General features: G+C 54.6%; 16 protein-coding genes. 10 read left to right on the forward strand and 6 right to left on the reverse strand.

Translation table 11 applies throughout. From position 1 onward, the window contains the following. From rplX to GOW04_RS14500, 10 genes are all read left to right on the forward strand, one after another. Positions 1-312: a 50S ribosomal protein L24 gene (gene rplX / locus GOW04_RS14455; RefSeq protein ID WP_152459159.1), complete on the forward strand. Its 312-nt coding sequence runs from the start codon at positions 1-3 to the stop codon at positions 310-312. Next, complete coding sequence (rplE, locus tag GOW04_RS14460; protein ID WP_152459160.1) at positions 305-865, forward strand: 50S ribosomal protein L5; 561 nt, start codon at positions 305-307, stop codon at positions 863-865. The genes rplX and rplE overlap by 8 nt, the downstream gene beginning before the upstream one ends. Before the next feature lie 19 nt (positions 866-884). Beyond that, the gene (gene rpsN / locus GOW04_RS14465) at positions 885-1,190 is read left to right on the forward strand and encodes a 30S ribosomal protein S14 (RefSeq protein ID WP_010437098.1); all 306 of its coding nucleotides are present in this window, start codon (positions 885-887) and stop codon (positions 1,188-1,190) included. A 13-nt stretch (positions 1,191-1,203) separates the two neighbouring features. Beyond that, on the forward strand, positions 1,204-1,596 hold the full coding sequence (rpsH, locus tag GOW04_RS14470; RefSeq protein ID WP_068340741.1) for a 30S ribosomal protein S8: 393 nt from the start codon (positions 1,204-1,206) through the stop codon (positions 1,594-1,596). Positions 1,597-1,607: 11 nt separating this feature from the next. Continuing rightward, complete coding sequence (rplF, locus tag GOW04_RS14475) at positions 1,608-2,141, forward strand: 50S ribosomal protein L6 (protein WP_171233008.1); 534 nt, start codon at positions 1,608-1,610, stop codon at positions 2,139-2,141. Between the two features lie 11 nt (positions 2,142-2,152). Further along, positions 2,153-2,512, forward strand: coding sequence for a 50S ribosomal protein L18 (gene rplR / locus GOW04_RS14480; RefSeq protein ID WP_170392895.1), 360 nt, complete (start codon positions 2,153-2,155; stop codon positions 2,510-2,512). Between the two features lie 115 nt (positions 2,513-2,627). Further along, positions 2,628-3,197 carry a 30S ribosomal protein S5 gene (gene rpsE, locus GOW04_RS14485; RefSeq protein ID WP_170419378.1) on the forward strand — a complete coding sequence of 190 codons (570 nt, stop codon included), beginning with the start codon at positions 2,628-2,630 and terminating at the stop codon, positions 3,195-3,197. A 12-nt stretch (positions 3,198-3,209) separates the two neighbouring features. Continuing rightward, positions 3,210-3,398: a 50S ribosomal protein L30 gene (gene rpmD, locus GOW04_RS14490; protein WP_050605831.1), complete on the forward strand. Its 189-nt coding sequence runs from the start codon at positions 3,210-3,212 to the stop codon at positions 3,396-3,398. A gap of 117 nt (positions 3,399-3,515) precedes the next feature. Further along, positions 3,516-3,899 (forward strand): hypothetical protein, encoded by a 384-nt coding sequence (locus GOW04_RS14495; protein WP_171233009.1) that lies wholly within the window; start codon positions 3,516-3,518, stop codon positions 3,897-3,899. 360 nt (positions 3,900-4,259) lie between these two features. Then, entirely contained in the window at positions 4,260-4,421 is a 162-nt protein-coding gene (locus GOW04_RS14500; protein ID WP_224859333.1) for a DUF1127 domain-containing protein, read from the forward strand. Positions 4,422-5,654: 1,233 nt separating this feature from the next. Here the strand turns inward: GOW04_RS14500 and GOW04_RS14505 are convergent. From GOW04_RS14505 to GOW04_RS14530, 6 genes are all read right to left on the reverse strand, one after another. After that, positions 5,655-7,178, reverse strand: coding sequence for an alpha/beta hydrolase (locus GOW04_RS14505; RefSeq protein ID WP_171233010.1), 1,524 nt, complete (start codon positions 7,176-7,178; stop codon positions 5,655-5,657). A 184-nt stretch (positions 7,179-7,362) separates the two neighbouring features. Beyond that, positions 7,363-7,659, reverse strand: coding sequence for a 50S ribosomal protein L23 (locus GOW04_RS14510; RefSeq protein ID WP_008757532.1), 297 nt, complete (start codon positions 7,657-7,659; stop codon positions 7,363-7,365). Further along, positions 7,656-8,273: a 50S ribosomal protein L4 gene (gene rplD / locus GOW04_RS14515; protein ID WP_152459169.1), complete on the reverse strand. Its 618-nt coding sequence runs from the start codon at positions 8,271-8,273 to the stop codon at positions 7,656-7,658. Before rplD ends, GOW04_RS14510 begins: the two co-directional genes overlap by 4 nt. Next, on the reverse strand, positions 8,270-8,995 hold the full coding sequence (gene rplC / locus GOW04_RS14520; protein ID WP_171233011.1) for a 50S ribosomal protein L3: 726 nt from the start codon (positions 8,993-8,995) through the stop codon (positions 8,270-8,272). Before rplC ends, rplD begins: the two co-directional genes overlap by 4 nt. Positions 8,996-9,010: 15 nt before the next feature. Continuing rightward, a complete protein-coding gene (gene rpsJ, locus GOW04_RS14525; RefSeq protein WP_008756422.1) occupies positions 9,011-9,325 on the reverse strand; it encodes a 30S ribosomal protein S10 in 315 nt (104 codons plus the stop codon). A 175-nt stretch (positions 9,326-9,500) separates the two neighbouring features. Continuing rightward, positions 9,501-11,342 carry an amidohydrolase gene (locus tag GOW04_RS14530; protein ID WP_171233012.1) on the reverse strand — a complete coding sequence of 614 codons (1,842 nt, stop codon included), beginning with the start codon at positions 11,340-11,342 and terminating at the stop codon, positions 9,501-9,503. Positions 11,343-11,470: the final 128 nt, after the last annotated feature.

Genomic DNA, 11,470 nt, shown 5'->3' on the forward strand with positions numbered 1-11,470 from the left:
ATGGCTGCTAAACTCCGCAAAGGCGACAAGGTCGTCGTGCTGGCCGGCAAGGACAAGGGCAAAGAGGGCACTATTTCCTCGGTTGACCCCAAAGCCGGAAAAGCTGTTGTTGATGGCATCAACATCGCCATCCGTCACACCCGCCAGTCGCAGAACTCGCAAGGTGGTCGTCTGCCTCAGGCAAACCCGATCGACCTGTCGAACCTGGCACTGCTGGACAAGAACGGTAAAGCGACCCGCGTTGGCTTCCGCATGGAAGGTGACAAGAAGGTCCGCTTCGCCAAGACCACAGGGGACGTGATCGATGCTTGATAACGCAACCTACACCCCGCGTCTGAAAACTCAGTACGTTGAAACCATCCGTGCCGCTCTGAAAGAAGAGTTCGGTTACAAGAACGACATGCAGCTGCCCAAGCTGGAGAAGATCGTTCTGAACATCGGCTGTGGTGCCGAGGCCGTCAAAGACTCGAAGAAAGCGAAAGCTGCGGTAGAGGATCTGACTGCGATTGCCGGCCAAAAGGCCGTTGCAACCAAGGCGAAGAAGTCGATCGCGGGCTTCCGCGTCCGTGAGGACATGCCGCTGGGCGCGAAAGTGACCCTGCGTGGTGACCGGATGTACGAATTCCTGGATCGTCTGATCACCATCGCGCTGCCGCGCGTGCGTGACTTCCGCGGTGTAAAACCTTCTTTCGATGGTCAGGGCAACTTTGCCATGGGCATGAAAGAGCACATCGTTTTCCCGGAAATCGATTTCGACAAGGTCGACGAGGTCTGGGGCATGGATATCGTAATTGCCACCACAGCGAAAACCGACGCTGAAGCAAAGGCACTGTTGAAAGCGTTCAACATGCCGTTCAACGCATAAGCGCCGGGAGGATTGAGACATGGCTAAAAAAGCAATGATCGAACGCGAAAAGAAGCGCGAACGCCTGGTGGCCAAATATGCCGCAAAGCGTGCTGAGCTGAAAGAAATCGCGAATGACGAGAGCAAGCCGATGGAAGAGCGCTTCAAGGCGCGTCTGAAACTGGCGAAGCTGCCGCGCAACAGCTCGGCCACTCGTCTGCACAACCGCTGTCAGCTGACAGGTCGTCCCCACGCTTACTACCGTAAGCTGAAGGTCAGCCGTATCGCGCTGCGCGAGCTGGGTTCTGCTGGTCAGATCCCCGGCATGGTGAAATCGAGCTGGTAAGGGAGACATAGATATGAATGATCCTATCGGCGATATGCTCACCCGTATCCGCAACGCGCAAATGCGCGGCAAGTCCACCGTTTCCACCCCGGCTTCCAAGCTGCGCGGTTGGGTTCTGGACGTGCTGGCGGACGAAGGCTACATCCGTGGCTATGAAAAGACGACCGGTGAAAACGGTCATCCGGCCATCGAAATCAGCCTGAAGTACTACGAAGGCACCCCTGTCATTCGCGAACTGAAGCGGGTCTCGAAGCCCGGCCGTCGCGTATACATGGGCGTCAATGACATCCCGCAGGTCCGTCAAGGTCTGGGTGTGTCGATTGTCAGCACTCCGAAAGGTGTGATGTCGGACGCAAACGCTCGCTCCAACAATGTTGGCGGCGAAGTGCTCTGCACCGTCTTCTAAGGAGGTCTGCAATGTCTCGTATTGGTAAAAAACCGGTCGAGCTGCCCAGCGGCGTTACCGCCTCTGTGTCGGGTCAGACCATCGAAGTGAAAGGTCCGAAAGGCACCCGCAGCTTCACCGCCACCGACGACGTAACGCTGTCGGTTGAAGACAACGTGGTCAAGATCGACCCCCGCGGCATGTCCAAACGTGCTCGCCAGCAATGGGGCATGAGCCGCACCATGGTTGCCAATCTGGTGACCGGTGTGACCGAAGGCTTCAAGAAGGAACTGGAGATCCAGGGTGTGGGTTACCGCGCTCAGATGCAGGGCAACACCCTGAAGCTGAACCTGGGCTACAGCCACGATGTTGATTTCGTTGCTCCGGAAGGTGTCACCATCACCGCACCGAAGCAGACCGAAGTCGTTGTGGAAGGAATCGACCAGCAGCTGGTGGGCGAAACTGCGGCCAAAATCCGCGAGTGGCGCCGTCCCGAGCCGTATAAGGGCAAGGGTATCCGCTATAAGGGCGAGTTTATCTTCCGCAAGGAAGGCAAGAAGAAGTAAGGACGCAAAAAATGGCAAACAGCAAAAGAACCCTGTTTCTGAAGCGCCGCCTGCGCGTTCGGAACAAACTTCGCAAGGTCAACGCGGGTCGTCCGCGTCTGTCCGTACACCGTTCGAACAAGAACATCTCTGTTCAGCTGATCGACGACGTACGTGGCGTGACCCTGGCCGCAGCCTCGACCCTGGAAAAGGATCTGGGTGTTGTGGGCAAGAACAACGTCGAAGCGGCCACCAAAGTGGGCGCGGCCATCGCCGAGCGCGCCAAAAAGGCAGGCGTCGAAGAGGCCTATTTCGATCGTGGCGGCTTCCTGTTCCACGGCAAGGTGAAGGCTCTGGCCGACGCTGCGCGTGAAGGTGGTCTGAAGATCTAAGACCTGCGGGCGGGTTTCGATCCGCCCCGATGATCCGGGGGCCTCGGCAACAGTCGGGGCTCACTTGGATTGAAGAAACGGCGCCGTATGCGCCACATGAGAAAAGGGATGCCAAATGGCAGAACGTGAAAACCGTCGGGGCCGTGGCCGCGACCGTGAGGAAGCACCGGAATTTGCAGATCGTCTGGTTGCGATCAACCGCGTGTCGAAAACCGTAAAAGGTGGTAAGCGCTTTGGCTTCGCCGCTCTGGTGGTTGTCGGCGATCAGAAAGGCCGCGTGGGCTTTGGCAAGGGTAAAGCGAAAGAAGTACCCGAGGCCATCCGCAAGGCGACCGAACAAGCCAAGCGTCAGATGATCCGCGTGCAACTGCGCGAAGGTCGGACCCTGCACCACGACATCGAGGGCCGTCACGGCGCCGGTAAAGTGGTTATGCGCACCGCACCTGAAGGTACCGGTATCATCGCCGGTGGTCCGATGCGTGCCGTGTTCGAAATGCTGGGCGTAAAGGACGTTGTGTCCAAGTCGCTGGGCTCGCAGAACCCGTACAACATGATCCGTGCCACCATCAACGGCCTGCAGAAAGAGCAAAGCCCGCGTTCGGTTGCACAGCGTCGTGGCAAAAAGGTTGCCGACATCCTGCCCAAGCGGGACGAAGCACCGGCTGCTGCTGAAGCAGAAGCATAAGGAGAGCGACCCATGGCAAAAACCATCGTCGTCAAGCAGATCGGTTCCCCGATCCGCCGCCCCGCCGAACAGCGCGCAACCCTGATCGGCCTGGGCCTGAACAAGATGCACAAAACCCGTGAGCTGGAAGATACTCCTTCGGTCCGCGGCATGATCCGCAAGATCCCGCATCTGGTAGAGATCGTCGAAGAGCGCGGCTAAGCGCTAAATCTTCGCAGAGTTTGAAACGCCCCTGATATTTTTCAGGGGCGTTTTTTCTTGCGTTTAACTGCGTCTGACGTATCGTTTTGATCCATTTTGATTAAAGAGTGAGAAAAAATGAAACTGTTCCTATCCGCGCTTTGCGCGACGGCCATTGGTGTCTCAGCGCACGCAGCCTGCCCTAACAAGGCTCCAAAACTTTCGAAAAGCTATTTCTCAGACGGCGACCAGAAAGTGAATGCAGCCTGGCTCCAAAACAACCTTGCGGGAAGCAAAGTCGTTTACACTGGCAAAGACACAGAAACATATTTTTCCGACGGAACCTATTCCTACAAAAGGGATGGCCAAACATGGAAAGCAAACTCATACAAATTCTATGACAACGGGATGCGTTGCATTGGATATCAAAACCCTCGGTTTAATCTTTACGTCGTGAACAACGGCAAACTGATTCTGGTTAATGAACAAAAAGAGCGATACGAGGGGAAGATTAGGAAATAGTCGGTTTTTAGGGCATTTCGTACAGCTTTATCGCAAGGCGTTAGCACTGCCACACGGCCTGCGTTCAATAGGAGAAGCGCCGTTACAGCAGTTTCTGAGTGCTTCTGACGCAAGTACATAATATTCCGAATGTCTTGCGCGATCCGAATTGCGTTGGGATCAACCTTTGTCATACCGAAAACGCATAGCGGCTAGACCGAAATCTGTATTGTTAGCGATAACTATTAACCCTATCTCAGCCTTGTCCAAACAAGGAACACAAAAGGTAACGTCAGGGAATTCGCCCTGATTTGAGAAAGGAACACAGAAATGACAACTGCAACACTGACAAATACCGGCTTCAACTTCGGCACCCGGATCATGGACATGATCGAACGGATCAAAACCGCACGCAAACGGGCCGCTGAATATCAGCGCACATACCGCGAACTGCAAAGCCTGACCAACCGCGAACTGGATGACATCGGCATCCGCCGCTGCGACATTGCAGATATTGCGCACAAACATGTTTACTGCTCTTGATCGCGGATATCCCAGTGCAAGACACAAAGGCGCCGAACGGCGCCTTTTCTGTTTCCGGTAGAAGCCCGCAGAACGGTCATAGAGCGCCTGAGCGCTCCACAGTGCCGAAGTACGCTACCCCTACTGTATGACGCTAATATCGGGCCTATGCCCCCTTCTTGATGTCGAGCGGGGGTTATAGCGCTATCTCAAAGCTCGTGACTCGACCGTACATCGTAAGGCCGCATGTTGCGTGTGCACTCTGCTGACGCGCCGGGGACCACCGGGCCCAATGGCCGCCTGCGGCAGCTGCTGGCGCATGACGCGGGCCGAAACGTCTTGAAACGTACGGTTTCCGGATTGGCATTCCACACTTGAACAGGTTGATCGGGTGGTTTGTCATCTGCAACGTTATCCTCTGCACTGCGCAGTCCTGGTCACAGTGATCCACGAACCGACGGGCCATGAGCGTTGGGCTGATCAGGCAATGCCCCTGCGGACGATTCTCGGTGTAACGGGCAGCCCAATAGGGGACGTGGCAGGTACATGAAACCTGGAGATACCCAGGCGTAGATCTGCCCTTGCGTGTTCCAACAACGTGCCAGAGGTCTGGGCGAACCCGGACGGATCAGTCTTTCCGACCGCATGGCGACCCTTCATCAAAGAAGTCGTATCCACATCGGCACGGTCCTATTTCAGGCTATCAGAAACGGAAAACGGCCCCATCTTTTTATCGGCAACCTGAAAACGGGCTCGGCGCTGACACCGCGCATTTGTTCCCAAAGCCAGACGGCGCAGAATTTCAGGGCTGAAATGAAATCGACCCCGACGGATGAAACCGCCGGGCCGTGATCAGCCGTTCATGTTGGGTCAAAAACCGGTGCTCAGATCGATTTCATTGCTCTTTTCCAGAACTGCACCTGACGTCCAGCCGTCTTTGCGGCGGTCAAAAAATAACGCGCTTATACGACTTGAGTGCCATGCTTTCTGTCTTCCGTTTAGCAAGTGCAGTGGGGTTCCCTGCTATGTGATAGGCCCCCGTAGGTGCCAAGGGTATAGGGCCCCGAAGGTCCCCGGTTACAAATATCAGAGGCCCCGGAACGAATCCGAGGCCGCAAGATTGGGAGCGTGAAACAGGGTTGGGGGTGGGTGTCTATAGGATAATGAGAACACTCACCGGGCCAATTTGTGTATTCCGCAAACAAAAAGCCCAAACCCAGATTTTTCGTGGTTTCCAGCAAGGAGCTTTTAGCTTCAGTCCGCCAGCTTCCAAACTTGAACGCCATCGATGAGGTATTCTCTCATGGAAAAGCGCGATGAAGGTGGCTCATTCTTTGTCAGCAACGAATGAACATCTCCAAGAACCGCGCGACTTTGGCCAATATAGCCATGCGCAAATGGGCCTAAGTCTTCGTCATTCACAAGTACAGTGTCTAAACCCGGCATTGTAAACGCAGGAGGTACAAGACCTACTCGATCATATCCATGCAACCATCTTGAGAGCTTCAATGCCAGGTCCCTGTCACCGACATATGAAGTTGCTCTGTCAGCTGAGGAAACTGCATGTACTCCTTGATACGGCATTATTGCTGCGTCGACATCGGCAGCGGCCAGAATAACTTGATGTATGGAAGCTGCAGCACTTGGATTTCTTGAAGCAAGAACCTCAATTGCCCCGAGTAGGCATCTACACCCCATACTGTGCGCAACAACGCTAACACCATGCTCCGAAAATGCTCCAGCAAACATCTCAAGAAATTCTGACAGAGCGTATCTGTTGCGTTCGGCGCTAGCCTCATCGGGTGAGTAACCTGCCTCTGTTCCAAGCGATGGCCAACTAAACAAACCAATACCTTGGGCTATTCCAAGGTCGTGACCAAACTGCGCGGCTCTAAGGACTGCACCTTCAAAAGAGGTGTTGTAACCATGAACAAAAATTGTGGGGCGTTGAAGATGCCCACCTGAATTGTTTACCTTCCTCAGAACTGAGAAAAATAGGTCTTCATTAAGCGTCATGATTTGCTTAAGTCGCAGGTCACTTTTCTGCTTGTTAAACAACCGCCTCCAGAGCGTCTTACCTAGCCCACCCAGCCTGTTGTCCTCTGGAACAACAACCTGAGCGATCCCATAATTTATTTGCTGCCATTGCTCTGCCCCGTACCCAATGACCGCCCCACGTTCGATTATCGGATCACGCGTTGTTCCAAAAAAGACTTCGTAGGCGTTCTTCCGAGGGCGAGCGTCTTCCTTTGGTTCTAGTTCACCTTTCTTTTCTGCAATGAGTGAAGTTCTTTGTCGCAACTCATCTCGATAAACTGCCCTTGAAGGGTATTCTCGAATGTACTGTGAGCCCACATGATCACGTTGCTCAGAGCTTAATTCAGTCCCAATAATCAAAACCCCATCAATATCGGCGTTTTGAAACGAGGTTTTTTCTAAAATTGAGTTTTCAAAGACCGCTTCGGCAAGAATTGAACCCTCAAATCTAACACCTGTTAGATCGGCAGAGCTGAAGGAAGCTTTCTCAAAGTTGGACCGCGTGAGGTCAGCTTCCTGTAGTCTCGCATTATCAAACTTTGATTTCTGGAAATTTAGTCGCGACAGGTTCGCGCCTACTAGGTCAGCGTCACTTAGATCAATTCTTTCAAAGTAACGGGACGTCTTTGGATCATCTCGAAAATCAGGGGGAAGAATGTCGAAGAAATTAAGGCCGGATAGATCCGGTTCAAAGTAGACACGCTTCCGGCGCTGGTTCCACCTTTTAACGCCTTCATTCAACCAACTCACATGCCAAGGATTAGCCATTTTGTCATATCTACATAAATATCATTCTAACTTCCGCCATCTTTGTGCCGGTAAAACATGCTGTCAACATGTGGCCGTTCCGCCAAGCGTCTAATTTTCAACAAAAAAAGCCCCCGCTTTCGCGGGGGCCTTCATCTCTCTCCAAAGACGGGTTCGATCAGAGACCGGTGGATACGTCGATGGTGTTACCCTCTTCCAGGGTCACATATGCTTTTTTGACGTCTTTCCGACGGCCCAGCTGGCCGCGGAACCGCTTGACCTTGCCTTTGGTCACGGTGGTGTTCACCGCTTTGACCTTCACACCAAACAGCGCCTCAACGGCCTCTTTGATCTGCGGCTTGTTGCTGTCGATCGCCACTTCAAAGACAACTGCGCCGTTTTCGGACGCCATGGTCGACTTTTCGGTGATGATCGGCTTGCGGATCACGTCGTAGTGTTCTGCCTTCGCGCTCATTTCAGACGAGCCTCCAGTGCTTCGACAGCCGCTTTGGTGAGCACCAGGGTGTCACGCTTGAGGATGTCATAAACGTTTGCACCCATCGACGGCAGGATATCCAGACCTTCGATGTTGCGCGACGCCTTCAGGAAACCTTCGTTCACAGTCGCGCCGTCGATGACCAGAGCGCGTTTCCAACCCAGGTTTGCAACCTGTTTGGCCAGAGCAGCGGTCTTGCCTTCGGCTTCGGCGCTCTCGATCACAACCAGTTCACCTGCTTTGGCTTTTGCCGACAGAGCGTGGCGCAGGCCAAGCTTGCGGAACTTCTTCGGCAGGTCGTGGCCGTGCGAACGAGGGGTCGGGCCCTTGTAGATACCACCCTTGCGGAAGATCGGCGCGTTGCGGTCACCATGGCGTGCGCCACCGGTACCCTTCTGGCGATAGATCTTCTTGGTCGAGTAGCTGGTTTCCGAGCGGGTCTTGACCTTGTGGGTGCCGGCCTGCGCGTTGTTGCGCTGCCAACGGACCACTCGGTGCAGGATGTCCGCACGCGGCTCGAGACCGAACAGATCGGCGTTCAGCTCGATGTCGCCGGCTTTGCCGCCGTCCAGTTTGATTACATCAAGTTTCATGCTTCACCACCTTCCGCGGGAGCTTCTTCCGCAGGTGCATCAGATGCAGCCGATTTCACAGCAGCCGGGAAAGGCAGGCCCTCCGGTGCTTTCTTCTTCACGGCGTCCTTGACGGTGACCCAGCCCGATTTCGGTCCGGGAACGGCGCCTTTGATGAAGACCAGACCACGCTCGGCGTCGGTTTTGACGACTTCCAGGTTCTGGGTGGTGACACGGGCAGCACCCATGTGACCGGCCATCTTCTTGCCTTTGAACACCTTGCCCGGGTCCTGACACTGACCGGTCGAACCGTGCGAACGGTGGCTGATCGAAACACCGTGCGAGGCGCGCAGACCACCGAAGTTGTGGCGCTTCATCGCACCGGCAAAGCCTTTACCGATCGAGGTACCCGAAACGTCAACTTTCTGACCTTCCAGGAAGTGTTCTGCCGAAATCTCGGCACCCACTTCGATCAGGCCATCTTCGGAGACGCGGAACTCGGCCAGCTTACGCTTGGGCTCGACCTTGGCAGCGGCATAGTGACCGCGCATGGCTTTCGAGGTGCGTTTTGCCTTGGCAGCACCGGCGCCCAGCTGAACGGCGGTGTAGCCGTCTTTTTCAGCGGTCCGCTGTGCAACGACCTGCAGGTTGTCCAGGTGAAGAACGGTCACAGGGATCTGCTTGCCGTCTTCCATGAACAGGCGGGTCATGCCAACTTTTTTTGCGATAATACCAGAGCGCATTCTCATACCCTCCGATTACGACTGCAACTTGATCTCGACGTCCACACCAGCAGCGAGGTCGAGCTTCATTAGCGCGTCAACGGTCTGGGGGGTCGGATCAACGATGTCGAGAAGACGCTTGTGCGTGCGGATCTCGAACTGGTCGCGGGATTTCTTGTCAACGTGAGGGCCACGGAGAACCGTGAACTTCTCGATCTTGTTCGGCAGCGGGATCGGTCCGCGCACGTTCGCGCCGGTCCGCTTGGCAGTGTTGACAATCTCTTGCGTGCTGGCATCCAGAACGCGATAGTCAAATGCCTTCAGCCGAATACGGATGTTTTGGCTTTGCATATTTACAGCCTTTTATTCAGGCGTTGGAGTTGAGAGGAGGACAGACGCGCATCGCCAACCCTCATCGAACCCAAAAGGCGGGAATCACCCCGCCTTGACGTTCTTATTGAGAACTCGCGCGTACTATAGCGACCTGAGCGTTTTTGCAAGAGGCAAATGCCAGAATGAAAACCTTCTATTCACCTCCAGAAACGCCATTGGTTAACCATGGACTTTCGACCTTCATTCCTTGGTAAACCGCGTGCAGAAAAAGATGCGCAATAACTGGGTCACTGGAAAATGGAGAAAAACGCATCTTTCCCTCTCTGACACCTTCTTCAGCTTCGTAAACAACCTCATCACCTTTGACGGTTACAAGCACTTTGAGCTCGGCTAGGGTCTCTGGATCGACCGTCGTGGGATCGTCAGACAAGATCACAAAGTCTGCAACTTTTCCAACTTCAATCGACCCCTTCTCGTTTTCCTCAAAATGCTGCCACGCAGGCCAAATTGTCATGGCCTTAAGTGCAGTCAAGACGTCCACCCTTTGATGCGGCCCCAATATGTCGCCCGAGCGGGTGCGGCGAGTGACCGTCGCGGCAAGAACGCGCATACTGTCGGGAAACGCGACCGGGGCATCGTGATGTGTGCCGAACATCATGTCCCTTTCTCGCAGCCATCCCGTGGGTGAGATGTTGTCGGCATTGACCGGTCCCACAGTATGATCCCGGTGCCAATCGCCCCAATAGAACGTGTGCATCGGGAAAAGCGACGGGAAGACGCCAAGCCGTTTGAAACTGGCAACCTGATCCTCCCTCAGAAACTGGCCGTGTATCAGAACGGGGCGGTTGCCCGGGTCGCCATACTTGATCTGCGCTTCTTCAAGGGCCGCAATCAGCATATCGGATGCTCCTTCGCCGTTGGAATGCACAAGGATCTGGAAGCCGTTCTCATAACACCAGTTCACCGCGTCCTGAAGCTGCTCCATCGTTATGGCGGCATATCCGGCATACCCGGCGGCATAATTTCCAACCGGATTGTAATAGGGTCGATCCCGCAAGGCTGTGAAACCCTGCGGTGAACCGTCGATTGTCAGCTTGCAACCCCCAACCCGGACCCGGTTCTCGTAGTCTGCTGATGTGTTTTCTCCGATGAACTTCCGAGCTTCCAAAACGTCTGGAAACGCGACCACATCGATGGGCAGCCCTTCTTCGGCTGCAACTTTCCTGAGAACCTCGACAATCTCACCGGACGATCGGCCTTCTTGTCCGGTTGTATATCCAAACTTAGCCCAAAGCTCTGTTCCGGCCTTCGCGAATGCCGCCAAGCCTTTCTCACCCAGATTTCCAAGCATGGGAACAAGAACCGAAAAGAACGCGTATTCTTCCAGAACGCCGTTAGGCTCACCAGCTTCATCGCGCTGAATCACACCGCCCGGAGGTGCTTCTGAGGTGGCGGAGATACCTACCAACTCCAGAGCTTTTGAATTTGCGACCCCCAAATGCCCGGATTGATGAATGATGATAACCGGCAAGTCTTGGGACACCATATCCAGTTCTTGCCGTGTCGGGTGACGCAGCTCTTTCAGCTGCGCGTTGTCGTAGCCAAAGCCAACGATCATTTTCACCTGCTCAACGGCTTCCGCATTCTCAGCGGCCCAGTTGGACAGTGTTGATTGCAGGCTTGCGATATCAACGACATCTCCATCCGGCGGCGCGAGAAGGTTGGCTGACAGTGCCTGTAAACCTCCCATGACAACATGCCCGTGGCTGTCCACAAAGCCCGGCAGCATCGCGCGTCCGTTCAGATCGAAGGTTTCCGTTCCATCACCTTGATACGCAGATAGATCAGACAGCGATCCGACGGCCAGAATACGCCCGTCTTTGACTGCAACCGCTTCGGCAGAGGGGCCTTCGTCATTCATTGTGACGATTGGACCGCCAAGATAAATGCGATCCGCGATTTGTTGGGACGATGCCGAGGTTGATGAAAACGCGATTGCTGCGACAAGACAGAGTGAACGTGCCGATACGTGCATCTCATGACCTCTTTCGAATTGCAATGTTTCAATACGGAAAAGGGTAACATCTCGGTGTGCGTTTCCGAAAATGAAAAAGGGCGCCCCGCGGGGCGCCCTTTCCGTCTGATCATTCGCTTGCGCGAATT

It is taken from the genome of Ruegeria sp. HKCCA4812 (assembly GCF_013034245.1).
GTDB lineage: Bacteria > Pseudomonadota > Alphaproteobacteria > Rhodobacterales > Rhodobacteraceae > Ruegeria.

Excerpts from the sequence above, each read along its gene's own strand:
- rplX (WP_152459159.1), top strand. The coding sequence starts at position 1 with ATGGCTGCTAAACTCCGCAAAGGCGACAAGGTCGTCGTGCTGGCCGGC.
- rplE (WP_152459160.1), top strand. The coding sequence starts at position 305 with ATGCTTGATAACGCAACCTACACCCCGCGTCTGAAAACTCAGTACGTT.
- rpsN (WP_010437098.1), top strand. The coding sequence starts at position 885 with ATGGCTAAAAAAGCAATGATCGAACGCGAAAAGAAGCGCGAACGCCTG.
- rpsH (WP_068340741.1), top strand. The coding sequence starts at position 1,204 with ATGAATGATCCTATCGGCGATATGCTCACCCGTATCCGCAACGCGCAA.
- rplF (WP_171233008.1), top strand. The coding sequence starts at position 1,608 with ATGTCTCGTATTGGTAAAAAACCGGTCGAGCTGCCCAGCGGCGTTACC.
- rplR (WP_170392895.1), top strand. The coding sequence starts at position 2,153 with ATGGCAAACAGCAAAAGAACCCTGTTTCTGAAGCGCCGCCTGCGCGTT.
- rpsE (WP_170419378.1), top strand. The coding sequence starts at position 2,628 with ATGGCAGAACGTGAAAACCGTCGGGGCCGTGGCCGCGACCGTGAGGAA.
- rpmD (WP_050605831.1), top strand. The coding sequence starts at position 3,210 with ATGGCAAAAACCATCGTCGTCAAGCAGATCGGTTCCCCGATCCGCCGC.
- GOW04_RS14495 (WP_171233009.1), top strand. The coding sequence starts at position 3,516 with ATGAAACTGTTCCTATCCGCGCTTTGCGCGACGGCCATTGGTGTCTCA.
- GOW04_RS14500 (WP_224859333.1), top strand. The coding sequence starts at position 4,260 with ATGGACATGATCGAACGGATCAAAACCGCACGCAAACGGGCCGCTGAA.
- GOW04_RS14510 (WP_008757532.1), bottom strand. The coding sequence starts at position 7,659 with ATGAGCGCGAAGGCAGAACACTACGACGTGATCCGCAAGCCGATCATC.
- rplD (WP_152459169.1), bottom strand. The coding sequence starts at position 8,273 with ATGAAACTTGATGTAATCAAACTGGACGGCGGCAAAGCCGGCGACATC.
- rplC (WP_171233011.1), bottom strand. The coding sequence starts at position 8,995 with ATGCGCTCTGGTATTATCGCAAAAAAAGTTGGCATGACCCGCCTGTTC.
- rpsJ (WP_008756422.1), bottom strand. The coding sequence starts at position 9,325 with ATGCAAAGCCAAAACATCCGTATTCGGCTGAAGGCATTTGACTATCGC.
- GOW04_RS14530 (WP_171233012.1), bottom strand. The coding sequence starts at position 11,342 with ATGCACGTATCGGCACGTTCACTCTGTCTTGTCGCAGCAATCGCGTTT.